22 protein-coding genes are annotated in these 25,620 nt (G+C 58.4%); 8 read left to right on the top strand and 14 right to left on the bottom strand.

Features of this window, described 5'->3' with window-relative positions:
- Positions 1-2: 2 nt before the first annotated feature.
- The 11 genes from ASF29_RS13005 to ASF29_RS12955 form a co-directional block, all read right to left on the bottom strand.
- A complete protein-coding gene (locus ASF29_RS13005; protein ID WP_062451105.1) occupies positions 3-1,106 on the bottom strand; it encodes an LLM class flavin-dependent oxidoreductase in 1,104 nt (367 codons plus the stop codon).
- A 109-nt stretch (positions 1,107-1,215) separates the two neighbouring features.
- Positions 1,216-2,349, bottom strand: coding sequence for an LLM class flavin-dependent oxidoreductase (locus ASF29_RS13000; RefSeq protein WP_062451104.1), 1,134 nt, complete (start codon positions 2,347-2,349; stop codon positions 1,216-1,218).
- On the bottom strand, positions 2,346-4,070 hold the full coding sequence (locus ASF29_RS12995; protein WP_062451103.1) for an ABC transporter ATP-binding protein: 1,725 nt from the start codon (positions 4,068-4,070) through the stop codon (positions 2,346-2,348). The genes ASF29_RS13000 and ASF29_RS12995 overlap by 4 nt, the downstream gene beginning before the upstream one ends.
- Complete coding sequence (locus tag ASF29_RS12990) at positions 4,049-4,894, bottom strand: ABC transporter permease (RefSeq protein ID WP_062451102.1); 846 nt, start codon at positions 4,892-4,894, stop codon at positions 4,049-4,051. The genes ASF29_RS12995 and ASF29_RS12990 overlap by 22 nt, the downstream gene beginning before the upstream one ends.
- Positions 4,891-5,901 (bottom strand): ABC transporter permease, encoded by a 1,011-nt coding sequence (locus ASF29_RS12985; protein WP_062451101.1) that lies wholly within the window; start codon positions 5,899-5,901, stop codon positions 4,891-4,893. Before ASF29_RS12985 ends, ASF29_RS12990 begins: the two co-directional genes overlap by 4 nt.
- Positions 5,902-5,938: 37 nt before the next feature.
- Complete coding sequence (locus ASF29_RS12980) at positions 5,939-7,594, bottom strand: ABC transporter substrate-binding protein (RefSeq protein ID WP_062451100.1); 1,656 nt, start codon at positions 7,592-7,594, stop codon at positions 5,939-5,941.
- Positions 7,595-7,998: 404 nt separating this feature from the next.
- Complete coding sequence (locus tag ASF29_RS12975) at positions 7,999-10,299, bottom strand: molybdopterin guanine dinucleotide-containing S/N-oxide reductase (RefSeq protein ID WP_062451099.1); 2,301 nt, start codon at positions 10,297-10,299, stop codon at positions 7,999-8,001.
- Positions 10,300-10,423: 124 nt separating this feature from the next.
- Positions 10,424-11,026: a DsbA family protein gene (locus ASF29_RS12970; RefSeq protein WP_062451098.1), complete on the bottom strand. Its 603-nt coding sequence runs from the start codon at positions 11,024-11,026 to the stop codon at positions 10,424-10,426.
- The gene (locus tag ASF29_RS12965; protein WP_062451097.1) at positions 11,027-11,608 is read right to left on the bottom strand and encodes a TetR/AcrR family transcriptional regulator; all 582 of its coding nucleotides are present in this window, start codon (positions 11,606-11,608) and stop codon (positions 11,027-11,029) included.
- Between the two features lie 48 nt (positions 11,609-11,656).
- The gene (locus ASF29_RS12960; RefSeq protein ID WP_062451096.1) at positions 11,657-12,682 is read right to left on the bottom strand and encodes a 2-dehydropantoate 2-reductase N-terminal domain-containing protein; all 1,026 of its coding nucleotides are present in this window, start codon (positions 12,680-12,682) and stop codon (positions 11,657-11,659) included.
- Positions 12,683-12,890: 208 nt separating this feature from the next.
- Entirely contained in the window at positions 12,891-13,961 is a 1,071-nt protein-coding gene (locus ASF29_RS12955; RefSeq protein WP_062451095.1) for an LLM class flavin-dependent oxidoreductase, read from the bottom strand.
- A 394-nt stretch (positions 13,962-14,355) separates the two neighbouring features.
- Between ASF29_RS12955 and ASF29_RS12950 the strand changes: the two genes are divergently transcribed.
- Positions 14,356-16,572, top strand: coding sequence for a methyl-accepting chemotaxis protein (locus ASF29_RS12950; RefSeq protein ID WP_062451094.1), 2,217 nt, complete (start codon positions 14,356-14,358; stop codon positions 16,570-16,572).
- A gap of 115 nt (positions 16,573-16,687) precedes the next feature.
- On the opposite strand, the gene ASF29_RS12945 is transcribed toward ASF29_RS12950, so the two are convergent.
- From ASF29_RS12945 to ASF29_RS12935, 3 genes are all read right to left on the bottom strand, one after another.
- Positions 16,688-17,620 (bottom strand): 3-keto-5-aminohexanoate cleavage protein, encoded by a 933-nt coding sequence (locus ASF29_RS12945; protein ID WP_062451286.1) that lies wholly within the window; start codon positions 17,618-17,620, stop codon positions 16,688-16,690.
- A gap of 73 nt (positions 17,621-17,693) precedes the next feature.
- Entirely contained in the window at positions 17,694-18,617 is a 924-nt protein-coding gene (locus tag ASF29_RS12940; protein WP_062451093.1) for a 3-hydroxyacyl-CoA dehydrogenase NAD-binding domain-containing protein, read from the bottom strand.
- 168 nt (positions 18,618-18,785) lie between these two features.
- Positions 18,786-19,622, bottom strand: coding sequence for a cyclase family protein (locus ASF29_RS12935; RefSeq protein WP_244473552.1), 837 nt, complete (start codon positions 19,620-19,622; stop codon positions 18,786-18,788).
- Between the two features lie 196 nt (positions 19,623-19,818).
- On the opposite strand from ASF29_RS12935, the gene ASF29_RS12930 reads away from it, so the two are divergent.
- The 7 genes from ASF29_RS12930 to ASF29_RS12900 all read left to right on the top strand — a co-directional run bounded on the left by ASF29_RS12930 (position 19,819) and on the right by ASF29_RS12900 (position 25,619).
- Complete coding sequence (locus ASF29_RS12930) at positions 19,819-20,607, top strand: IclR family transcriptional regulator (RefSeq protein WP_062451091.1); 789 nt, start codon at positions 19,819-19,821, stop codon at positions 20,605-20,607.
- 178 nt (positions 20,608-20,785) lie between these two features.
- Positions 20,786-21,136, top strand: a complete 351-nt coding sequence (locus ASF29_RS12925; protein WP_062451090.1) for a cupin domain-containing protein — start codon at positions 20,786-20,788, stop codon at positions 21,134-21,136.
- Positions 21,133-21,939: an SDR family oxidoreductase gene (locus ASF29_RS12920; RefSeq protein WP_062451089.1), complete on the top strand. Its 807-nt coding sequence runs from the start codon at positions 21,133-21,135 to the stop codon at positions 21,937-21,939. The genes ASF29_RS12925 and ASF29_RS12920 overlap by 4 nt, the downstream gene beginning before the upstream one ends.
- A gap of 56 nt (positions 21,940-21,995) precedes the next feature.
- Positions 21,996-23,279 carry an ABC transporter substrate-binding protein gene (locus tag ASF29_RS12915; protein ID WP_082453495.1) on the top strand — a complete coding sequence of 428 codons (1,284 nt, stop codon included), beginning with the start codon at positions 21,996-21,998 and terminating at the stop codon, positions 23,277-23,279.
- Between the two features lie 39 nt (positions 23,280-23,318).
- Positions 23,319-24,053 (top strand): ABC transporter ATP-binding protein, encoded by a 735-nt coding sequence (locus ASF29_RS12910; protein ID WP_062451088.1) that lies wholly within the window; start codon positions 23,319-23,321, stop codon positions 24,051-24,053.
- The gene (locus ASF29_RS12905) at positions 24,046-24,750 is read left to right on the top strand and encodes an ABC transporter ATP-binding protein (protein ID WP_062451087.1); all 705 of its coding nucleotides are present in this window, start codon (positions 24,046-24,048) and stop codon (positions 24,748-24,750) included. Before ASF29_RS12910 ends, ASF29_RS12905 begins: the two co-directional genes overlap by 8 nt.
- A gap of 5 nt (positions 24,751-24,755) precedes the next feature.
- Complete coding sequence (locus ASF29_RS12900; protein WP_062451086.1) at positions 24,756-25,619, top strand: branched-chain amino acid ABC transporter permease; 864 nt, start codon at positions 24,756-24,758, stop codon at positions 25,617-25,619.
- The last annotated feature ends 1 nt before the right edge of the window (position 25,620 follow it).

Genomic DNA, 25,620 nt, shown 5'->3' with positions numbered 1-25,620 from the left:
CGTCAGGCTGCGGCCTTCCTTTTTGCCTCTTCGCGTTCGCGGATACCCTCGCGAACGAGCGGCAGCACGTATCGTCCGTAATCGACGGCATCATTGAAGTTGTCGTAGCCTCGAATAGAAATCAGGTCACAGCCAAGATCGATGTAATCGAGGATGGAGTCGGCAATGGTACGGGGCGATCCGACCAGCGCTGTTGTGGCACCGCTTGCATTGGTGGCTGTGACCGTTGGGTACCAGAGTGCCCGGTCATGGACATCGCCGCGCTTTGCAATATCGAGAAGACGTTGAGACCCGACATTGGCCGGTGCCGCTGCATTGACCGGAGCGCGCGAAAGCCCTTTCTGCCGGTTTGCATTCAACTGGTCGAGAACACGATGTGCCTTCTCCCAGGCAAGCTCATCCGTTTCGGCAACGATCGGGCGGAAGGTGACCCAGATGCGCGGGCGATCCGTCCGTCCTGCTTTTGCTGCCTCGGCGTAGATGCGGTCGATCTGCTCCTTGGTTTCTTTCAGCGGCTCACCCCAGAGGCCGAAAATGTCGCACAGGGCGCCGCCGATGCGATAGGCAGCATCGGACGAACCGCCCAGCGAAATCGGGATAAGACCCTTCGTCGGACGAACGGCGCTACGGAACTGCTTGAACTGATAATATTTTCCGTCGAAATCGAATGGCTCTGTCGATGTCCAGGCCAGGCGAAGAATGCGGATATATTCTTCCTGCCGCTCGTAACGTTCTTCCTTGGTGAGGAAGTCGCCTTCTCGCGCCTGCTCGTCGTCACTGCCGCCTGCGATAAAGTGGACGACAACGCGCCCGCCACTCAATTGATCAAGCGTCGCAAGCGATTTTGCAGCAACCGTTGGATAGACTGTGTTTGGCCGAAGCGCGACGATGATCTTGATGTGCTTGGTATGTGCCAGCACGGTCGCGCCAAGCGTGAACGGATCGAATGAAGAGGAGGAATAAGGGATAAGCGTATAGTTGAAGCCGTAATCGTCCAGCGCGCGCGCATAACGTTCCAGAAAAAGCGGATCGACCGGAGCATCGGGGACAGGGGTTAGGTCGTTGGATGCGTTGGGAAAGCTGACACTGATAAATTCCGCAGCCATGGGAGCTCCTTGGTGTTTCTGAGATCGTGGTTGAAAGCTAAAGCCCAGCTGGCTGACGAGGAAGACAGGTCTTTCTATTTCTATGGATATTGTAGAAAATATTGCCTGACTATGGACGTGAACGAGAACCCGAGAGGTCGCGTTGTGTTGGTTCGGGAATGTGAGGCGCAGGCTTCCATCCGAGGGACGGTGCAACTTCCGTTACCAGATCGCTAAGCAGGCGAATGTTGTCGGTCAGTCCGAACGCTGGAGGCAGGAAGAGCACGAGTTCATCGGCTGCTGCAAGGCCCGGGTCGGACAGCACGGCACGGATGACCTGATCAGGTGTGCCCTGAAACACGGGAGAAATCTGGGCGCCGGGCGGCGCGCTGGCCGGCGCGAGCGCACCCTTGGGACGCGAGGCGGCAATACCCGCGGTGCGGCGTTCTAGATCATAGGCCGCATATTTTTCCAGCAGCTCAGCGGTCGTCCCGACAAGAACGGATGCGGCGACGGCCACCGGCGGCGGCTCAGTGTTCCACAGGCGACGCCAGTGGTTCCGATATGCCGAGATGATGCGCGCCTGATATTCGCCGAAGCTCTCACCGTCGTCGTGGTCGTGCAGAACCGTTCCGGAAATGAGGCCGATACCCAGTTCCGCCGCCTGAATGGCAGACTCCAGGCTTGCCGATCCCTGCCGGATGCGACTGCGAAGGGTCGGGCTGTGCGGCGTAACGCGCAGCTCCGCACCCAGCGGAGCGCCACGATCCTGTTCGGTCACCCTGTGCAGAACCTCGCCTGCAATAGCAGAGAGAAAACGTGCCTGCCGGCGCTTGGCCTCCGTGCGTGCGTCCGTTTCGACGCCACCGAAAACCGCGTCAAAAGCCCCGTTCGCACCTGTCGACAGAGCAAGCTCCAGCCTTCCATCGATCAGAAGGTCGGTCGTGCTAGCCGCTTCCGCCAGCAGGATAGGGTCCTGGTATCGCATCGGAATGACGGCCGAGCCGAGCGTGATATGGTGCGTATGCTGGCCCGCAGCGGCAAAGAATGGCAGCGGCGACGAGAGATAATGGTCGAAGTGTCGCTGATAGGCCCAGCCAGATTGATAGCCGAGCCGCTCGGCTTCCTTAAACAGTGCGATTCCCTCTCGCAGCCCGCGGGCAGGCCCATCGTCATCGTTGAACGAAACACGCGTGTTGAAACCGAGCCGCAGCTTGGGCCGAAACGCCGCTGAAAGGTCTGGGGATGGTGCCGCAATATTCACCCGACATGTTCCTTGCGCTGCACGCGTTGCAGGATCGACACCGGAGCTTCCCGCGTCTCTGCAATGCCCGAGGGTATGGAAGCAAGAAGTGAGGCCGTGTAGTCATGCTTGGGCGCGGCAAAGACCTCTGTCACGCTTCCATGCTCGACGATCCGGCCCCGCTGCATGACCGACACGGTGTGCGCCAGTTGTCGAACTAGGGCGAGGTCGTGGGACACGAAGACGTAGGTCAGACCCAATCTTGCCTGAAGCGACAGCAGAACCTCGACGATATCGGCTTGGACGCTGACATCGAGAGCGGATGTCGGCTCGTCCAGAACGATGACGTCGGGCTTCAAAACCAGTGCGCGTGCGATGGCCACGCGCTGACGTTGCCCACCCGAAAGAGCAGAGGGTTTGCGGCGCAGAAGGTGGTCTCCAAGGCCGACATTTGCAAGTGCTTCCCGCACCGCATCTGTGCGCTCCGCGGGCGTGCCGATCTTGAACCGGTCGAGAGGCTCGCGAATGAGCTGTTCGACCTTCCATGAGGGATCAAGCGAGGTGAAGGGGTTCTGATAGACAAGTTGGAGATGCCGCCAGACGGATATCAGAGACGAATGGCTCTTGCTGGTAACCGTGTCGCCTGCGACCCGGATCGACCCGGCTTCGGGCTCCTCGAGACCCAGTAGCAGCCGGATCGTCGTCGTCTTGCCGGAGCCGGATTCGCCGACAAGCGCGTGGGTCGTGCCGGCGGCCACCGAGAACGAGATGCCATCGACCGCGGTCAAGACTTTCCCATCGACTGCAAAGCGTTTGGTGACGTCTTTGACCGAAATTTTTGCAACTGCCTCGTCTCCGGAGCGGCTGAAGCCAGGGTCGCGAAGTCCGGCGTACCGGTTCGGATTGAGCGCCGGGACGTCGCCATGAAGCTTTTTCGCGTATGTGGAGGAGGGTGAGGAAAAGACGGTAGACGTCCGGCCTGCCTCCTGAACGGCGCCGTTTTTGAGAACCACCAGCCTGTTGGCCCGCTCTGCCGCGATGGCAAGATCGTGGGTGATGAGAAGCAGGCTGATATCCAATTCCTGCTGCAAGCGCGACAGCAGGTCCAGAATACGCTTTTGGATGGTCACGTCGAGGGCGGAGGTCGGTTCGTCCGCCACCAGAAGCGAAGGGCGTGGCAGGATGGCAAGCGCAATGAGAACACGCTGCAACATTCCACCGGAAAGCTGATGTGGATAGGAATCGTAGACGCGTTGCGGGTTGTCGAGGCCGACTTTGGCGAACGTTTCGAGAATAAGTGCTGGGTGCAGGGCCGGATTGCGCTCATCGGTGAGGGCTGCGGCCTCTAGAGCCTGCGAACCGATCGTCCTTACGGGGTTGAGAGCATTTCCCGGGTCCTGCGGAACGAAGCCTATTTCCCGGCCACGAAACGGTCGGAACCGTCTTTCCGACAGGCCAAGGACGTCCTGCTTGTCGAATATGATTTGACCGCTCGCTGTCGCCCCATTGGGCAAAAGCCGCAGAACCGCCTTGGCGATGGTGGATTTGCCCGAACCGGATTCACCGATCAGGGCAAGGCTCTCGCCACGCCCGATCTCGAAACCCACATCATGGACCACCTCTTGCCGACCGTAGGAGACGGCAAGGTTCTGGACGCGCAGGAGTGGGATCGCCGCACTGGGGGAGGGTATGGCGAAGAGTGTCTGGGTGGGCGCTTTTTTCAGTGCGATTTGCGAAGCCATCGGCTGATCCTGTTGACAGAGAGGACGGTCACGATCGTAACGAACGCGGGCGCATAAACGAGCCAGGGCCATTTGAGATAGTCCTTGCCGATCGAGATCAGCAGGCCCCAGTCGGATGAAGGTGGCGGGTCGCCGTAGCCGAGAAACGCCAGGCTTGCGATGATGAGGATGGACTCACCGAATTGCAGCACGGCAAGCGGCAACATAGACCGCGACGCATTGGGCAGGACGTGACGCAGCACGATGAAGCTGCGTGAGCCGCCGAGCAGAAATGCGGCTTCCACAAAGGTGGCCTGACGCGTCTTGATGACTTCGGAGCGTGCAACGCGTGCGAAGAAGGCAATGGCCGAGATGCCTGTTGCGATTGCCGCATTGATCGTCTCGAAGCCGATGGCGGTGACGATGATAACCGCAAGCAGGAATTTCGGGATCGACAGGAGAACATCGACGAAACGGGCAAAGACGACATCCACCCAGCCACCGAAAAATCCGGCAAGAAGGCCGATCAAACCACCGATGACGACGCCGATCACCACGGCAACCAAAGCGCTCGATACCGATGAGGCCGTCCCGTAGACGACGCGCGTGTAAAGGTCGCGCCCAAGGTGATCTGTCCCGAACCAATGCGAAAGGCTTGGCGCAAGCAGCTTGTCGGCGGGAACACCATTGACAGGGCTTTGGCTGGTGAAGACTTGCGGCGCGATCGACCATGCGATGACGATGGCAATGACGACAAAGGCAATCGCGACCGTCGGCGTGATGTTCAGATGTCTGATCTTGTCGAAGATGCCGTCATGGGAGACTGGATTTGAGACGAGGCTCATGGCTTTGCTCCCGTTTCCAAGGAAAGATGTGCATCATCGGCAACGGACGGACGGCGTTTGCGATCGACGATGATCTTTACCCGCGGGTCGAGCAGTGGGTAGAGAAGATCGGCGATAAGATTGACCACGACGAAGACGACGGCACCGAGAGAGACGATAGCCTGGAGAACCGGCAGGTCCTGCGTGCTGACGGACCGCTGCACCAGACTGCCGATCCCGGTACGCCCAAATACGGTTTCCGTGATGAGCGAGTTGCCGAGAAGCTCACCAACCGTAAGGGCGATGACGGTGACGACCGGAAGCGATGCGGGTTTCAGAAGATGTGTCGTGAACAGGCGTCTTGGGCCGATGCCCCGGCTGCGAGCAACCGTGGCATAATCCTGCTCTGCCTCGTGATCGAGATTGGCGATGAGCACTTCGGCGATCTGCGCCGAAAACGGAATGCCGATGGTGATGGCGGCAAAGAAGGTCGCCCAGAAGCTGTCCGGCTCTATCACGCGGAACAGTCGGAGCTGAAAACCGAAGAGATGGATGAGGAACAGGCCGATGACGAAGTTCGGTGTCGAAAGAAAGAGGGAGGGGAAGGCGCGAAGCAGCCCTTGGCCGTATTTTCTAGGCAAGACCTGCGTCCCATAGGCAACGGCGAACGCCAGAAAGAGCGCGACGGCAAGGCCTGATGCCGCCAGAATGAGCGTCGACGGCAAGACCTCCGCAATCATCGTCGCAACCGGCCGGCTGGAGCGCATCGACATTCCGAGATCGCCGGTCAGAAACGCCGAAAGCGAGTTCCACAGCTGCACGATGATCGGCTTGTCCAGCCCCTGCGCGGCGATGATTTCGGCAATCTCCTGTTCCGAAAAGCCGTTCTGAGGATTGCGCAGCACGCTGGTTATCGGGTCGCCAGGCAGAATGCTGACGACCACGAAGGTGAAGACATAGGCCAGAAGGATGACGACGATCGCCTGGCCGAGCCGCTTTGCGGCGTAGGTTAGGTAGGCATTGCTCATGCCGTCACCTCCTTGACGTTGCTATCGGGTTCAAGTCCTATTCGGCGAGGTAGGCCGTGTAATAGCTGGCATAAGCCACGCCATTGTAGACTTCGCCCTTGAGGTTTGGAGCCTGCACATAGATGCGCTGAACGATCTGCGTGCGCGGGATGAAGTAGCCTTGCTCCAGCACGTATTTCTGCAGATTGTCCAACAGAGGCTTGCGCTCCTCGACGGAGCCAGCACCGGCAATCTTGTCTCGCAGGTCGTTGATCGTTGAGTCCCGCTCGTCCAGCGCAAACCAGTTCTCGCCATTATTGGCATTGGTCAGAATGCTTGCCACCGTACCGGCATCGATGAAGCTGCGCGTTACTTCGTAGGTCGGAATAGCCGCTCCGCCGAACTTCACCTTCTCACCGAATGTCACCACGTCGTACGTCCGGATATTCACCTTCCACCCGAGCTTTCCGAGCTGTTGCGCAATCAGCTCGTCGACCGATTTCGACGTCGCGAGATAGGGGTTGGAATGGATGGTCAGCTCCAGGGGTTTGCCGTCTTTTACGCGGATGCCATTCGAGCCTTTGACCCATCCAGCGTCTTCAAGAAGCTTTTCCGACCTGTCGGGGCTGTAAGCCAGCAGATCACTGTGATCTGTCGCGCCCGGCACGTTGCTCTGGATGAAGGACGTCGCCAGCTTCCAGTCGGGCGTGTAGACGGTGTCGATGATCTCCTGCCGGTTGATGCCCGTCTGCAAGGCCTGACGTACTTTCACGTCGTCATAGGGCGGCAGCTTGGTGTTGACGGCCCAGCCGTTGACGAAGCCGAGATAGCGCGGGGTTGCTACCGTAAAACCTTCTTCCTTGAGCGATTTCAGCTCTTGGGGCGAAGCGTTATAGGCAACATCGGCCTGACCGGACTGGATCGATGCAACACGCAATGATGGCTCGGTCACCAGCTTGTAGGTGATGGTGTCGAGATAGGCCGGGCCCGTATGGCCGACTGCCGCCGGACCCCAGTTGTAGTCCTTGCGTTTGACGAGGGTGACATGGTCGCCCTCTTTCCAGGATTCGACGACATAGGGGCCGCTTCCTGCCGTCTTGCTGAGGTCTGCCTGCACGCTTGCAGGTTGCGCGATCGTCTTGGGAGAGATCAGGATGGAGCCGTGGTAGCCGAGCGTTGGAATGAAACCAAGGGTCGGTTTTTTGAAGAAGACCTTGACCGTCGTGGCATCGATTGCCTCGGCACGATCATAGGTTTTCGGGAAAAGACCGATCGGGTTGATGCCCTCGTTCTTCCGGCCTGCGTACCAGATGTCCAGGTTGGCAATTACCGCCTTTGCATCCAGCGGCTCGCCATCGGAGAAGGTTACGCCGCTTTTCAGATGAAGGGTGAACTCCGTCGCCGTGTCGTTTTGCTCCCATTTCTCGGCAATCCATGGGCTGACCTTGCCCTCGGCATCCACGTAAAGCAGCTTGTCTGCAACATGCCCCCAGATATGTCCCTGAAAGCTCGATATGGCGCTGTTGTTGGGAATCCAGGTGTCGCCGAGGCTGTCGATCAGAAAAGTGATGTCGCCGCCGTCGCGCGGAGTGTCTGCCGCCTGCGCGGTCAAAGGGCCGCTCGCAGACAGGAAAAGCGCGGCAGATGCCGCAATCGAAGCCGTAACAAGCAGTTTACGTCGGGAAACGGACAATAGAGGAAGAATTCGGGTCATATGCAATCCTGATAGGAGACGAATTTGAACATGTGCTGGCTTGTGAAGGGTCGCAAAAAAGCGTGCGACATCCCGCTTCCGCGTCATCTTTGCGATGCGGACCAAAAGCCTGATGATGTGGAATTGACGGGTGCTGCTGCGGCTGGCGCGTTTAGCGTTGCTTGCCAGTTCTCGCAGCGCGCCCGCTTCTACATATTACAGTCATGACGCAGTCCCCTGCTGTGAGATGTTCATCGTGCCAACACATTAGCAGCGACGTGAAAGAGAGAAAGACTGGTTGTTCTTTTTCTATGGAATTAGGGGATTAATTTATCGCCATTTTCGCTGCTGGTTGGATTGGTGTTTCAGCCTTGTCGAACTGACGCACGCCGTTGACATTTTGCCCTGGCATGTTGGGTTGGCACTCACCGAGATCCGAACTTCGGGGCATCGAAAATATGGACCGGCGGGACGGGTCCGACATATCGTTCAAGTTGAACCCTTGTGATTTGGCCGGTGCATCCTTGCGCAAGCTTCGAGGTGCCGATATCTCGCGTCAGGATATTGGGATTGCCGTGAACGCACATGGTTTTCTCTGCAGTGGCATCCTGCGGCTCGAACCATGCTCCCGTTGCGAGTTGCAAAACGCCCGGCATGAGCTGATCGCTCAGGGTCGCGGCTGCAAGGCAACTGCCGCGGTCATTGGACAGCCTGACGATATCGCCGTCAGAAATTCCTCGCGCATGCGCGTCTTTCGGGTTGATGCGAACGGGCTCACGATCCCTGATCTTTTTCGAGCGGCTGAACGCCCCATAGTCCAATTGACTGTGCAGCCGTTGGTGGGGCTGGTTGCAGACGAGATGGAACGGGTAAAGCGCGACCTCATCTGAGACTTCGCTTTTTGCTGGGAACCAGCGCGGGTGTCCCTTGCAATCGTCATAGCCGAAGCCCTCCACCGTCTCCGAAAAGATTTCGATCTTGCCGGAGGGCGTTGGCAGGCGGTTGGCAGTCGGGTCCAGTCGAAACGACCGTGCCGGGCCACCCTGATCTTCCTTCGTTGGAAGCGGGAGTTCGCCCCTCTGCCAGAAAGTCTCGAAGTCGGGCGCATCATGCCCCTGAGACGCAAGTGCAGTACGCGTCGTTTCATACAGGTAGGCCAGCCATTCTCTGCTGCTGCGCCCCTCTGTAAATGGCTCCTCCAGGCCGAGTTGGCATGCAATACCAGCGAAAATGTCAAAGTCGTCACGCGCTTCGCCGACAGGCTCTATAAGGCGCTTCATCGCGATCATCAGTGGGTCGCGATCGGCGGCACCGATATCGTCACGCTCAAGCGTGGTCGTTGCAGGAAGCACAATGTCGGCGTGGCGCGCGGTGGAGGTCCAGGCGGATTCGTGGACGATGATCGTCTCCGGGCGTTTGAAGGCTGCCCTCAGCCGGTTGATATCCTGATGGTGATGAAAAGGGTTGCCGCCAGCCCAATAGACAAGGCGAATGTGGGGGTAGCGAAGTGAATGTCCGTTGTACTCGAATGTGCCGCCGGGATTGAGCAACATGTCCGCAATTCGGGCGCAGGGAATATAGTCCGATACGGGATTTTTAAACTGGCCAAGCGTCGGCAGGGGGACGGCCAGTAGGTTATTGCCGATATTGCCGAGCGCGCCGAGAGAATAGGAAAACCCTCCGCCATCAAGCCCGATCTGGCCGAGCATCGAAGCGAGCACAATTCCCATCCAGACCGGCTGTTCGCCATAATCGGCCCGCTGGAGGGAGTGGCTGACAGTGATCAGGGTTCTGCTGCCTGCCATTTTTCGCGCAAGACTGCGGATTGTGTCGGGATCGATACCGCAGATCGATGCGGCCCATTCCGGACTCTTCGGTTCGCCATCGGCTTCGCCGAGCAGATATGTCTCGAACCTGTCATACCCCACGGTGTAGCGGCGTAGAAACGCCTGATCGTGCAGTCGTTCACTGACAAGGGCGTAAGCGAGCCCCAGCATCAGTGCCACGTCCGTACCGGGTTTGAGTGGCAGCCACTCGGCGCTCAACTCTGCGGGAAAATCGTCTCTCAACGGACTGACGGAGATGAAGTGCGCGCCTCGCTGTCCGGCCCCGCCCAGTTTTTGCCGAACCGTGTGTGTGCTGATACCGCCGCCATGGACATCGGCGTTCTTGATCGCCATGCCGCCGAACGCCAATACGAGTTCGGTGCTGCGTTCAATGGCGTCCCAGGTAACGCTCTTGCGGTCGAAATTGTCGTAAGGTCCAAGGGCATGCGGGATGATGACCATCGCCGCCCCCGAACTATAGGTGTTGACGGAGCGCACATAGCCGCCGAGAACGTTGAGAAACCGGTGGATTTGACTTTGGGCATGGTGAAACCGGCCGGCGCTCGCCCAGCCGTATGAACCGCCGAACACGGATTGCGGCCCATGCGTCTGATAGACCCGGCGCAGTTCTGCGGCGACCAGTGCTTCGGCTTCGTCCCAGGATATTTCGACGAACTCGTCCCCGCCGCGCCGCTGTGCGTGGTCATGCGCTGCTTCCAGCCACCCGCGCCTGACGGCAGGACGCCTGACGCGGACCGGGCTGTCTGCCACAGCCGGCAGGTTGCCGAGCAATGGCGAAGGGTAGGGATCATTGTCGTGCGGCCTGATTTCCAGCCGGCCATTTTCAACACGACCGGAAAAAGCGCCCCAATGAGAACTGTGGGGTTTGAAAGACGTCATCTCGGTCCTCACCATCGCCTGTGTTCGAATGTGCTGTTGCGGCGAGCATTATGAAGGCTCTGATGCAAACGCATCCATGCGGATGAGGCAGGCGGTCGTGCTACCTGACTCATCACGTCGGCGGCTAAGCGGCAAGCTTCTCGCCCTTCAGATGGCGTTCGAGGAATGGAAGGCTGTCTTGCCCCCAATAAAGCTCACCCTCGTAGCGATAGGTGGGCACGCCGAACACGCCTGCGGTCTTTGCCACGTCGTAACTGGATGTGCGAAATGCCTGCGCAGCCTCGCTTTGAGCGTGCTCTTCCAATGCCGTGCCGTCTAACCCCGCCGCACCGGCAATCGACAGGCGAACATCCAGCTTGCCAATGTCTTCGCCGCGAACCCAGAACGCCTCCTGAAGCGCAAGGGTCAATGCGAGCCAGTCGTCACCGCGCTCGATGGCTGCGGCGACCAGCGCACCTGCCGGTGCCGGATCGGACAGGCTTGCGCGGTTGTCGAAGTTCAAGACCTTGCCTCGCACCGACGCCCAGCGCTTGAGATCCTTCATCCAGTAGGCACGCCGAATTTCGGGACGGTTGCGTGAATAGATGCCGCCATTTTCCTCGATCAACGGGATGACATGGGGCTTTATCGCTGCGCCATACTGGCCCGCTAGTGCTGAAAACGCCTCGAGCCCGATGAAGGCCCACGGTGAACCGATGCTGAAGAAGTAATCGATGGTCTTTGTCATTTATGCTTGCTTTCGGTTGGGGTGATGGAAGGTGGCGGCTGCGTCAAACACGGACAACGCACAGTCCCGCGCAACAAGCACGGCCTTTGCATCCCGCCCGACAGCGACCGTCGCCAGAGCGCCTTCATAAAGAAGTGCAAGATGGGCAGCGGCCAGATCGGTCGTGCCGCCCGCTTTCGCCAGAACAGTCGCAAAGAGTTCTCGCACCACGACTTTGTGAGTGCGGGCAACGGATGAGACTTTTTCGGAATCCCAGTGCTCGGCAACGGCAAGTGCGAAGGCGCAACCGCGGAAATCCGGGCTGCTGGCTTTCTCGTAGAGTTGCTCGAAGATCGAGTTGATCTGCTCTCTTGGGGACGTCGCGTTGGAGAGTACCTCCTGCAGAGACTGGATCACCCGTTCATGGCGCGCTTCCAGATAGGCGGCGACGAGATGGTCCTTCGAGGGGAAGTGCCGGTAAAGCGTTGCCTTGGCGACCCTTGCTTCTTCGATGATCCTGTCGATGCCAACGGCCCGGATTCCTTCTCGGTAGAAAAGGGTGCCGGCTGCGGCGATGATGTGGTCTGATATGGCTTCTCTCATTGTTCCGCTTCGAACTGTCGGATGAAATTCATTGGGTGGCTAGCTCCATCATGTTCCGACAGCCAGCGCGGGCGGTGACGGATCAACGCCATCCAGACGTGAGATGATCGCTTCCAGGGGCAGGGGTGCTGTGAATGTGCCGCGCTGGGCAAGTTCTCCGGCGAGAGCCTGCACGACCTCGTTGTAGGGCGTGGCAATGCCATGGAGACGACCGAGAAGAACGATCTCACCATTGAGGAAATCGACCTCGCTCGAGGCGCCGCGCGTAAAGCTTTGCCAGGTCGATTGCTGACCGCGCACGATTCCGCTGTCGGGTGCGACACGCCAGTTGCTGATATCGACTGTTCGCTCCGAGGGGGAGGCGAAGGTGTAGCCCGCTGCCGCGAGCGCCTGCCGGGCTTCCTCGATGATGGCCGCACCAACGATCTCGCGTAACGTTTCCGCACCGTCGAACAGTTCGAGCACATTGCCCACATTGTGCAAAAGCTTGGCAGCCTTCCAGCGACGAATGTCATTCGTCACCTCGGCGAGATAACCAGCTCTTTTCAAGTCGGTGGCTATCTGCTTGCTGGTTTTGTCGTCTCCTGATGGAAAGCGCCCCACCGTTACGATTCCCAGTTCGGGCTCGCCAGCGGCGACCACGGTTCCGGTCTGCGTAAATCTTGCGGGCGTCAAAATGCTTGCGCCATACACCCTGGCGAAGGTTCGCAGTGCAGCGGCTTCCGTTGCAAGCCCATTTTGAAACGTGACGATGGGAACAGCCGTTGCTGCCGGCGCATCCGTCCCTGAAACGTTCCGCCAGGACCAGAAAGCCAGCGCGCTTGCGGCATCCTGCGATTTGACGGTGAGCAGCAGAACGTCATCGGAATGCAATTCCGGCGCATCCGCGACATCGAACGCTTCCAGCGCGATCTGGCGTGAGCCACCGGGTCTCTGGAAGGTCAGCCCATGCTGCCTGATATGGTTCACCTGGGCGCCACGTCCTATCAGAACGTAGTCGATGCCGGTTAAGGCAAATTGCGCCGCCAAGCTTGCGCCAACCGCACCGGCTCCAATAATTACATAGCGTGGCATCTGTCTTGATCGCCTTCCCGGGAGGAGTGAGCCAGAGATGAAGTCTCTGGTGGCCGAAACTCTACGGTGCCCAGGCAATAACAAGGAAGACCGGTCATTCTATTTCTAGTGAATTAATAGAATTTCATTCCAGCTTCGGCCGTTTTCGCGCACGCCTCCTGATAGAGCGCCTCACAGACGTCCATCGGCTCGCGAGCCACGGACCAAATTAATCTTTGAGCAGTGGAAGCAGTTGTTGCCCCTGTCGCTCGATCTCCGCGAGATAAGGCGTGTCTGACAAGATGAATTTCGTTATGCCGAGTTCCCGATATTTGCGCAGTGATGCAGCGACATCTTCTGCCGATCCGACGAGCCAGGTCGTGCCTGCGCCGCCACCGCCCACGCGTCCCGGGGCGGTGTAAAGGTTGTCATCCAGTACGTCGCCCTGTTTCTGAAGGTCGAACAATCGCTGCTGGCCTACGGCAACGGACTGAAGGTGATCATTCCACCGCGTGCCGCTGCCTTTTGCCATCTCGGCCACCTTGCTTTCGGCATCCCTCCACGCTTCGGCGGTCGAACTTCTGACGAGTGTGGTGATGCGCAGCCCGAATTCCAGAGGAGGCAGGTCACGGTCGAGCCGTTTGCTCAAATCCTTCAATCTCGAGATTCGCTCCTCTATGGATTGCAGCGGCTCGCCCCAGAATAGCTGGATATCCGCTTCCGTTGCGGCAACGCGTTCGGCGGCCTCCGATGCGCCACCGAAGTAGAGTTTCGGATGGAGCCTGTCGTCCCGACGCTGGATTCGGGGCTGTGCAGTCGACTGCCTGACCTGGAAATGCTCCCCTTGAAAACTCACATCCTCTTCGGTCCAGAGCCTGCGGACCAACCTCATGAATTCCTTCGTGCGGGAATATCGCTCAGTCTGATCACCCTCGCTGTCTCCATAGGCTGCGAGATCATCCCGTCCCGAGACGATGTTGATGCGCAGTCGTCCCTCTGAGAGTTGATCGAGGGTGGCAGCAGCGGAAGCAAAATGGGCGGGTTGCCAGTAGCCGGGGCGAATGGCGGCGAGTGGCTCAAAGGTCGAAGTCTGGGCGGCAATCGCGGTGGCCACCGTAAAGGTGTCCGGGCGTCCCCATCCGGTGCCGATCAATGCGCCTTTCCAGCCGTTTTTCTCCAGCGCCTTGGCGTGGGATGTCAGCGTCGCGAGGCTGTTGTGATCTGTAGAGGCCGTATCTCCCCGGTGGCCCGCCTTTGTATCGTTTGGGATGTACCAGAGAAATTCATTCGCGCCGCTCATGCCGTCATCCTGATTGTCATGCTGAATATTTCGGGGCCGGGTGGTCCAGTCGCCCGGCCGCTAAGCCATGCGAAGACCTCCAGACAATATCGGAGCTCATCGATGAAGCCAGACCGCCGAGTGCCCGCGCGAGGGCGATTGGGAAACGCCATTCGATGAAGGAGGCCAAGGGTAGAAGTTTATTCCAGCAGACGCATTCTATTGATTTTTTCTAATCGCTAACGCCAAACCTAAGGCCACGTCCGAGGCGTACATATATGATGATCCACTAAAACTCTGCCGTTTCGATTAATTTCGAAAATTTTAGCTTATTCGTAATATATATTTCTATAATTGAGAGTAATTTTCGTGGGTAAGGGATCTCGGTTGTCACCGGGAGTTCAGGGGAATTGTAATGTTTGGTTTTGTGAAAGTGTTTTCGTTCCGCACGCAGTTGACGATGCTGGCCATCGTACCGTTGCTTGCAACCGTTATTCTTGGTGCCATGGCAAGCCAAAGCGCCTATGGCCATTTCCTGGCGATGCAGAAGGCCGTCGAACTGGTGCGTGTGGCCAGGGCAGGTGCGGCGCTTCAGCGCTCCATGCCGGCAGAAGCCGGCGCAACAGCCGCAGACAGGTCGGCGTCGCGACGGGAGACCGATCAGGATTATGCCGAGCTGCTGCGCACCTATGATGTGGCGTTTCCGGCAGGGAAAGAAGATCCGCTCCTGGCGGGGCTGAAGACGAAGTTGGTGCAGAATTTCTCCAACCTTGCCGAGTATCGCAGCAAGGTCGATGCCAATGATCCCGATCCGCTCCTTCCGTTGAAATATCTGCAGCCCATCTCTTCCGTGGGCTTGGATATAGCCGGTCGGGCAGGCAATCTCGTCGAGGATGCGGAACTGTCCCGCGGTATCCGTGGCTATTACGCTTTTCTTCAGACCAACAACGGTTACCTGATTTTCCTCACGCTGGGTCGGAAATATTCGCAGGCAGGCAGCATTGCCATCGAAGACCTGAAGCACCTTTTCAACGGCAAGGGGCTGATCACGAATTCGGTGAAGACCATGCAGGAATTCGTTCCCGCCAATCTGATGGCCGACTACAGTCGTTTCTGGCAGTTGCCTGATGGGCAGTTGATTGAAAAGACCGTCGACAATATGGCCAACAACGTCACCTATACGCCCGCACCGAATGATCTTGGCGCGTGGAATGCAGCAATGAACGCACGCCGCGACGCCTTTGGCACCATGTTGAAGGCAACGGCTGACAATCTCAATCAATTGGCACAGACGAAGATCGATGCCGCCAGCCGCCAGCTCACGATCATGCTGGTCAGCATGGGCCTTTTGATTGTGCTGACGATTGCATTGTCCGTCTCCGTCTTCAAAGCTCTCTCGTCGGCTATTCGAGGCATTTCGAACCGCATGGGCGCATTGGCCGATGGCGACAAGGACAGCAGCATTCCGCATCTTGGACGCAAGGACGAGATCGGCGAGATGGCCAGTGCCGTCGAAGTGTTCCGCCAGTCGGCCATTCGCAATGCCGAGCTTGAGGCGGAAGCCGTGGTGATCCGCAACCGTGCGGAATCGGAGCGGGCTGAAATGCAGGCGCGTGCCGAGGCGGAAGCCGAGGAGCGGCTGAACGAGACCACGCGGACCTTTGCGGCGAACCTGCGTCGGCTTGCACAGGGTGACATGCAATGCGAGATCGACACGCCGATGACAGCCCAGTTCGAGGCGCTGCGGTCCGATTTCAACACATCCGTTCGTCATCTGCGTGAGGCTCTTGTCTCTGTCGAAAATTCGGTCTCGACCGTCACCGGCGGCTCGAAGGAGATTTCTGACGCATCCGACAATCTGGCCAAGCGCACCGAACAGCAGGCGGCTTCGTTGGAGGAGACCGCAGCAGCGCTGGAAGAGATCACCGCCAACGTTGTGGCGACGTCCAAGCGCACGGCGGAAGCACGCGATATCGTGCGGGATGCACGCAGCCACGCCGACAAATCGGGCGCTGTGGTGCGCGATGCCGTAACAGCCATGCAGCGGATTGAAGAATCGTCGCGCCAGATCAACCAGATCATCTCGGTCATCGACGAGATTGCTTTCCAGACGAACCTGCTGGCTTTGAATGCCGGTGTCGAGGCTGCAAGAGCCGGTGAAGCTGGCAAAGGCTTTGCGGTCGTTGCCCAGGAGGTGCGTGAACTCGCACAGCGTTCGGCAAATGCGGCCAAGGAGATCAAGTCGCTGATCAACAATTCGACGCTTGCGGTGTCGGAGGGCGTGAAGCTTGTGAGTGACACCGGCGAGGGACTGTCTGCCATCGAGCAACTTGTGCAGGTCGTCAATGCCCATATGGATGCCATTGCAACGGCGGCGCAGGAACAGTCTTCCGGGCTTGCGGAAGTCAATACCGCTGTGAACCACATGGACCAGGCAACGCAGCAGAATGCTGCCATGGTGGAAGAGATGAATGCCGCGGGTGCGGGCCTTGCACAGGAAAGCCAGAAACTGAGCGATCTTCTCTCCCGCTTCCAGCTCGGCTCGGCAGGTCAACAGCTGCGAACGGTTGTAGCGCGCATGGGACGAGGCACGCCAGACGTCTCCACCAACACTGCCAGACGCTATGCGTAAAGCGGCTTGAAAGCTTTCGGGTGAAGCATCGTCTCACAGAAAACGAAAAAGGCAGCCTTGAGCTGCCTTTTTCGTGCGAACCTTCATTGCCGCGCATCGACTGACGCGAACGAAGTTAGAAGCTGACCCGATCTGCTCCTTTGAGGCCCAGAATCTCTCTCGCCTCATCCGGTGTAGCGACGTCGCAACCGAGATCTTCGATGATGTGTCTTATCTTGGCGACCTGCTGGGCATTGGATTGCGCCAGCTTGCCGCGGCTGAGGAAGAGGCTGTCCTCCAACCCGACGCGCACATTGCCGCCCATCTGGCTTGCGGTCGTTGCTAGGCTCATCTGCGCACCACCTGCACCCAGAACCGACCAGCGATAGTCATCGCCAAACAGGCGATCAGCGGTCCGCTTCATGAAGACGAGGTTGTCCACTTCGGGGCCGATGCCGCCAAGAATACCGAAGATGAACTGGATGAAGATCGGCGCCTTGAACAGACCGATATCCATGCAGAAGCGCAGATTATAGAGGTGCCCGACATCATAGCATTCATGTTCGAATTTAATGTCATGCGGTGCCAGTTCCGACGCGACGGTTTCTATGTCCCGGAATGTATTGCGAAAAATATAGGTGTCGGAATTGGCGACATAGTCCTTTTCCCAGTCGAACTTCCATGAATCGTAGCGCTTCGCCAGCGGATGGAAGGAGAAATTCATAGACCCCATGTTGAGGCTGCACATTTCCGGCGAAAACCGCTTCGCCGGTGCGATGCGCTCCTCGATGGAATTTTTGAGGCTGCCACCCGTCGAAATGTTGATCACCGCTTTCGTCGCCTGCTTGATCCTTGGCAGGAAGGCGGAGAATGCGTCCGGATCGATTGTCACGCCGCCATCTTCGGGCCGACGCGCGTGAAGGTGCAGGATCGATGCGCCAGCTTCGGCCGCCTCTACCGCCTGCCGTGCAATGTCGTCTGCCGTGTAAGGAAGTGCATCCGACATGGTGGGTGTGTGAATGGCGCCCGTGATAGCGCAGGTAATGATGGTTTTTGGACGCTTGGCCATGACGAATTGCCTTCTTAACAGGATGATGGAGACGGACAACATGTCCGTTTTCTCGCGAAATAAGTCAGATTGCTCAGTCCAGAATGTCTTCCAGCCTGCGCAGGTGAGAGACGACCTTTTCCCTCAATGCCTTTGCTTCTTCGGGTGACCACGCGCGGAAGCCTTCTCCCGTTTTCATGCCCAGCCGCCCGCTCGAGACGAGGTCCTCAAGCAGTGGCGAAGGCCCGGCTCTGTTTTCGATGTCTGCAAGGACAGTGTTGTGGATGTCGAGCGTCAGGTCGCAACCGACGAGATCGGCGTTTTCCAGTGGCCCGAGAACAGCGAGACGCCGTCCAAAGCTTGCCTTGACCACCGTGTCGACGGCCGGCGCATCGCAAATGCCGCGCTCGACCAGACTGATGGCCTCACGCCACAGCGCGTGCTGCAGCCTGTTGCCGATGAACCCCGGAACATCTTTTTCCACGCGAACGGGCGTCTTTCCCGCCCGTGTCAGAACGGCAATCGTTGCCGCCATCGTTTCTTCGGTCGTATCCGCGGTCCGGATGACTTCAACGAGAGGAATGATGTGCGGCGGGTTCCACCAGTGGGTACCAAGCGCGCGGCTCTTGTCCTGCAACTGGCTCATGATCGCGGTGATCGGCATCACGCTGGTATTGGACGCAAGAATGGCGTCCGGCGGTGCATAAGCCTCGATTTCCAAGAAAATGGATTGTTTCAGTTCGAGTTTTTCCGGTGCCGCCTCGAACACCAGGGAGGCAGTCTCGACGGCGTCACGCACGTTCGCCCGGACATGGACGTTGCCAAGTGCCGCTTCCACCTGAGCCTGGTCTGCACCGAGGAGGCCAAGACTTTCGGCGATGCGGCTTTTGACGGATGTGCGCGCTTCGGGTACCGGGTCGGTGATGGTGACGTCGAAGCCTGCACGGGCACATGCCAGAGCAATCCCGTGCCCCATGAGGCCTGCGCCGATGACGGCAATGCGATTGATATCGGTCATTCTCTGCTCTCTTCCGTCACGATATGCGAGGCAAGGCCGACCGTCATGGCAACTCTGCCATGACGAGAGAACGGGCGACTGGCGCAATCATCACCAGCCGCCACTCGTGTCGGCACTCTTCGGCTTACGACCAGTGCATGACTGTCGGATCAGCCATGGGTGAGGGGGTCAGAAGCTCTCGCCGGCCTCGATGCGGTATTGTTGGCCCTTGTCCAACATTGCGACGAGACGAATGATGCAGCCGTCGCCGCGATCCCAGTTCCATGGGAAAAATGCGAATGTGCAGCGTTTGCCGGTCACCGCGTCGAGATCGCCGCCCACATTCTCAATGCCGAGAATGCCGTTCTTGAAGAGGATGTTATGGACGGGTTCCCAATCCGGGAAATCGTCCTTCCAGTCGCGACCGCCGGACCATTCGGCATATTCTTCCTTGAGATGTGGCAGGAGAGGGCCGTTGCGCTGCGGGCCGATCGCCGTTGCCAGCGGATGGTCGTTTGCCTGGGTATCGTGCCCAACGACCTTGACGCCCTTTTCCACCATCCATTCACCAGCCGAGGCGACGAAACCCGGGCAATAGGCGAAGTAGTCGCCGTCCTCATATTGCTTATGCCAGCCGGTATTGATGATGAGGACATCGCCCTTGCGAATAGCATGCCCGCACGCTTTTTCCAGATCGTCCGCCGTGATCGGCTCCCACTTCTTTTTGGGCAGGGAAACGACGATGCCGCTGCCGAAGAAGTGCGGTAGCGGCACTTCATCGATGAAAGGCGTGCCCTGTACGACATGGGCAGGCGCATCGATGTGGGTCGTCGCATGCATGGTTGTCGTGATGCGTTGGCTCAGAACGCCAGATTTCGCCATGTAGTGGATGCGTTCAATTTTTGTGTCCTGAAAATAAGGCCAGTTTGGGTTCTGAAAACCGAACCGGTGGCTCAGGTTGTAGAACTCAAGTCCCATCGAATTATCAAGGTTGGCCTCGAACTCGATGCCGCGGATCTTCACCATGAAAATCTCCTCCATATGCGCTTGAAATCAGGAAGGCTCCTCCTGCCTGTCTTGCATATTGATACACATGAACCGCAATGCGGTCAATTATCCATCTTAAAAATGAGCTGCCTGTATCATATGGCGGTACAATTAAATTGACAGCCGCGCCGCCATGGTGAAAAATCGCCGCGAACAAACAAGGGAATGAGGCCTTATGGCGATAGAGAATGATGACTCCGAGCAGGGTCGCGTGCCGGGAATTCAGGTAATTGCGCGGGCGGCTTCCGTCCTGAGGTGCCTGAAGGGAGACGGCAAAGCGCCAAGCCTTGCGCAGATTGCCAATCAGGTGGGCTTGCCGCGCTCAACCGTCCAGCGAATCGTCAACGCCCTCATCGAAGAAGATTTTGTCGTGCCAGCGGGCGATGAAGGCGGTTACAGGCTCGGGCCGAGTTTGCAGGCTCTGGCACAGGCAGGCCGCGTCGATGTGGCGACCGCTGCGCGCAGCCATGTCGTTGCCCTGTCGCAAGCGACCGGCGAAACGGTTGACCTTTCCATGATGCGGGGAGGTCAGGTTTTGTTCATCGACCAGATTACCGGGACGCACCGACTTCGAACGGTGTCGGCGGTGGGTGAGGTTTTCCCGCTGACAAATACGGCCACCGGCAAGGCCTGTCTGTCGATGCTCGATCCAGAAACGGCGCTCGCACTGATCGAGCATGAGGTTGCCGGTCTGGGAGCAGACGCGTCGCGATCCGTGGAGGCAATCGCCGAAGATGTCGAGCAGGCGCGTCGGACTGGCGTCAGCTACGATCACGGGGAACACACTCCCGGCATCTGTGCTGTCGGGACAGGCTTTCGCGACACGGCGGGAAACATCTACGCGATTTCCGTTCCTGTACCGTCTCCGCGTTTTCCGCTGGTGATGGACGAGATCGTCGTCAAGCTCAAGGAAGCGCGCTTTGCAATGGTGCGTGCGCTGGGAACCGCAAAGAACGAGGCATAGCTCGGCAGGCGTTTGCTGAGGCCTGAGCTTAGCGCGGCACGCCTGTCGATTTATCCTTCACAGGTCGATTGACAAATTTCGATACAGATGTACCGTTATAAGGTACAGCGATGTCGGGTGAGCAAATCTCTTTCCTTGATGGTCGCCGTTACGCGTCCACGGACGAGGAGGAGGAGACATGTTCGTAAAACGCTTTGAGGAAGCACGGCCCTATGACGCCCCGAACCATAGGGGTGTCGTGGGGCTTCGGCTTCAGGGGTTCGAAGACAGAGGGCCGAGGAACCAGTGGGTCGGACTGTCCCAGTTTCTCCCTGGGGGTGGGGCAGGCCCGGATTCCACGCCGTTCGAAAAAGTCTATGTGGTGTTTGAAGGCCATATGACGGTGATTGCGGGAGGGGAGGAGGTCGTGCTGGGCCCTTTGGACAGTTGCACGATACCCGCCGGCGAGATCCGTGAGATCGAAAATCGCACCAATCACATCTGCAAGATGCTTGTTGTCATTCCCTATCCTTCAGGAGCCTCGACGTGACCTCGGATGACTTTCTCAAAAACCCCTCAGCCCTTTTCGATGTTCGCGGCAAAGTCGCTATCGTAACCGGTGCCTCGGGCGCCTTCGGTGCGCTGGCAGCAAAAATTCTCGCGGGCGCAGGCGCTCACATCGCATTGGTCGCTGGCAACCGCGATGCCCTCAAGGAAACGGCGGATGCCTGTTCTGCGCTGGGTGCAGAAACGCTGTCGATCAATCGACGTCCCACCGATGAAGCAGCGTGCGAGGCGATCATCGCCGACACGGTTGCAGCCTTTGGGCGCGTGGATGTGCTGGTCGTTGCTTCCGGAAAGAACGACGTCGCAAAAATCGTCGATATGTCACCGGATCGTTTTCTCGACGTCATGGATGCCAATGTCACGCAAAGCTGGCTGATGGCGAAGGCTGCGGGCAAACGCATGATCGAACAGGGAGAGGGAGGCAAGGTCGTCCTGATGTCGTCCGCACGCGGACTTCTCGGCCACCCCGCTGGCTATACCGCATATTGCGCATCGAAATCTGCCGTCGATGGCATGACCAGAGCCTTGGGCTGCGAGTGGGGCGAAACGGGGATTACGGTCAATGCCATAGCCCCCACGGTTTTCCGCTCGCCGCTGACGGCCTGGATGTTCGAGGATACCGACAAAGCCAGGGAGGTCCGCACCGGTTTTCTCACACGCGTCCCCAAAGGCCGCCTCGGCGAGCCCTCCGATCTGGCCGGACCGCTGCTCTTCCTCGCATCGAAAGCATCGGACTTCTATACCGGGCATACACTCTACGCCGACGGAGGATATACCGCAGGGTAGGTGACATCTGAGCCAAGCATAACAGAAACAACGGCACGCAAATCTGGGAGGAGCGCATGCGGGGTTTGAAGGCAACAGGTGGCGACATGGGTCGCCGCAGTTTCATGGTGCTAGCAGGTACCGCACTTGCTGCACCGGCAATTTTACGGTTTACGCGGGCCTATGCCGCCACACCGACCATCAAGGTCGGGCATGTCAGCCCGGTCAGCGGCCCGCTTGCGGGCTTTGCAGAAGCCAATGACTACATTCTGAACGGCATCAAAAAAGCTCTTTCCGGTGTGGATAACAACGGCAAGTCCTGGGCCATCGAGATCATCTCCAAAGACAGCCAGTCGAACCCGAACCGGGCGGCAGAGGTGGCTGCGGATTTGATCCTGAAGGATGAAGTCGACATCATCGTCGCGGCCTCCACTCCCGATACCGTCAATCCGGTCTCAGATCAGGCCGAAGCAAACGGCACGCCCTGCATCACGACGGATTGCCCATGGCAGCCCTATTTTTTCGGCCGAAACGGCCTGCCAGACAAAGGTTTTGAGTCCACCTATCATTTCTTCTGGGGTCTTGAAGATGTTATCGCCGCATTCCAGTCCCTGTGGGACAATCCGAATGTGGCGAAAAAGGTCGGCGGCCTTTTCCCCAATGATGCGGATGGCAATGCCTGGGGCGATCCGGAGCGTGGGTTCCCCAAACCGCTCAAGGAAAGTGGTTATGCCCTGACCGATCCTGGCCGTTACCAGCCGATGTCGGATGATTTTTCGGCCTATATTTCCGCATTCAAGGCAGCCGGTGCAGAGATCGTCACGGGAAACATGATCCCGCCGGACTTCGCCACCTTTTGGAGCCAGGCCGGGCAGCAGGGCTTGCGGCCCAAGATCGTGACGATTGGGAAGGCACTTTTATTCCCCTCCGTCATCGCATCGCTGGGCGAGCGCGGCATTGGTCTATCCTCGGAAATATGGTGGTCGCCCAATCATCCGTTTTCATCCAGCCTGACGGGGGAAAGCTCCAGAGTGCTGGCGGAGGGATACACCAAAGCTGCCAATCGCCCGTGGACGCAGCCCATCGGTTTCAAACACGCCCTCTTCGAAGTGGTTGCCGATGTGGTCAAGCGAACCGCGGATCTGGACGATCCGGTCGCGATCATCGATGCCATCAAGGCCACCAATATAAAGACGATCGTCGGGCCGGTCGACTGGTCCAAGGGTCCGGTCAAGAACGTCACCAAAACGCCGCTGGTCGCAGGCCAGTGGCAGAGCGTGAACGGCAGGGCCGAACTGGTAATCACCACCAACAAGCAAGCTCCTGACATACCGGTCGGCGGTGAACTCAAACTCCTTTAGAGAACGGTTCCAGCCTGCAAAACCAGTCAGGAGAAGGCAATGTCTATCATAGAACTGGACACGGTCAGCAAGCGCTATGGTGCGCTGCAGGTGACGGATCAGGTTTCCCTGTCCGTCACCGCAGGCGAAGCCCTGGGCATCATCGGCCCCAATGGCGCGGGCAAGACGACGCTGTTCAACCTCATTGCCGGAACCACCCTGCCTGACGCGGGGACGATCCGCTTCGACGGAGCCGATGTGACGCGTATGCCTGCGCGTCGCCGCTGTCATCGGGGTATCAGCAGGTCGTTTCAAATCCCTCATCCGTTTGTGGGGATGACGACTTATGAAAATGTTCTTATCGGAGCGTCTTTCGGGGCGGGCAGAACAGAGACCGCGGGTTCGACCAAGGCTATCGAAGTCCTCGAACTCACGGGGCTTGCAGCAAAGGCCAATGTACTGGCAGGTCACCTCACGCTGCTCGAGCGAAAACGCCTGGAGATGGCCAGAGCGCTGGCAAGCTCTCCCAAGCTTCTGCTTCTCGATGAGATCGCTGGTGGCCTGACACAGCCGGAGTGCCTGGAACTCGTAGAGACCATCAAGACCGTGCGCGCGGAGGGTGTCTCGATCATCTGGATCGAGCATGTCGTTCACGCGCTTCTGGCCATCGTAGACCGGATCGCAGTCATCGATTTCGGTCGCAAGATTGCGGATGGCGATCCCGCGGCCACAATGGCAAGCCCGCAGGTCAGCGCCATCTACATGGGAACGGACGAGGAGGTCAATCATGTCTGACATCCTTCTGTCCACGCACGGCCTCAAGGCCGGTTACGGGGACTTCCAGGCCTTGTTCGGCGTCGACTTCACCCTGTCTCACGGAGAGACGCTGGCACTCATCGGCGCTAATGGAGCAGGCAAGAGCACGCTTCTGAAGGCCATAACCGGACTGGTCCCATGCCGCAAAGACATGGTTCGTTTCCGTGGCAATGACATTGGCGGAATGCGGCCAGACAGGATCGCCCGATGCGGGATAGCGCTTGTCCCGGAAGGTCGTCGTCTGTTCCGGTCTCTTACCGTGGAAGAAAACCTCGTGATTGGTGGCGAAAGGGCGCGGCCCGGCCAATGGTCGCTGGACCGCATCTATTCCCTGTTTCCCGTCTTGCGCGAACGCAAAAACAATCCGGGCACCGCTTTGTCGGGTGGCCAGCAGCAGATGGTCGCCATTGGCAGAGCATTGATGGCCAATCCCGACATCATTCTCTTTGACGAGATTTCACTCGGCCTTGCGCCCGTGGTCATCAAAGACATCTACTCGGTGCTTCCCGTCATTGCCGGCAGCGGCGTTTCCATCGTTCTGGTCGAGCAGGATGTGTCGCGGGCCCTTTCCGTCGCCCACCGTTTTGTTTGCCTTCAGGAAGGGAAAGTGTCCCTGACGGGCGCGCCATCGCAATTCAGCAGAGCCGACGTCACGGCAGCCTATTTCGGGATATGACAGCTATGTTTTGGATGAACGCGATTGTTCAGGGAATTTTGCTCGGTGGCCTCTATGCGCTGTTTGCCGCAGGGCTCTCGCTGATCTTCGGTGTCATGCGGCTGGTCAACATCGCCCATGGAGACCTGATCGTTCTTGCGGCCTATATCGCGCTTGTCGTTGTGCAGGCGACCGGCTTGCACCCACTTGTTTCCGCTCTGCTCGTCGTACCCATCATGGCGGTGATCGGGTACCTGTTGCAGCGATTTCTGCTGAACCCCGTGCTCGGCAAAGACGTGCTTTCGCCTCTGCTCGTCACATTCGGGATATCGGTTCTTCTACAGAACGGCCTTCTGCTGGGCTTTACAGCCGATAGCCAACGCCTGTCGGCCGGAACGCTCGAGACGGCCAGCCTCGACATACTACCGGGACTGACGGTCGGTATTCTTCCGCTCCTGATGTTCGTCGTCTCCATCGTCGTGATTTTCTGTCTGGACCGCGTGTTCTTCCACACCTCTCTTGGTCGTGCATTTCGCGCAACGTCTGACGATGGTGAGGTTGCGCAACTGATGATGATCGACCGCCGCCATATCACGAGCATGGCCATGGCTCTTTCTCTGGGCGTTGTCGCTATCGCTGGCATATTTCTGGCAATTCGCACCAACTTCGATCCCGCATCCGGACCGACCAGACTGATCTTCGGCTTCGAGGCCGTCATTATCGGAGGTCTCGGCAACCTGTGGGGCACGCTGGCAGGCGGCGTGGTTTTGGGAGTGGCACAGGCCATCGGTGCCCAGATTTCACCAGGCTGGCAAATCCTGGCGGGTCATATCGTCTTCTTCATCATTCTTGCCGTCAGCCCGCGTGGCCTTTTCCCGAAAATGGATTGAT

This window comes from Rhizobium sp. Leaf262 (assembly GCF_001422245.1).
GTDB lineage: Bacteria > Pseudomonadota > Alphaproteobacteria > Rhizobiales > Rhizobiaceae > Agrobacterium.
Note: the sequence above shows the minus strand (reverse complement) of the source record. Positions and strands in the feature narration are given on the sequence as shown.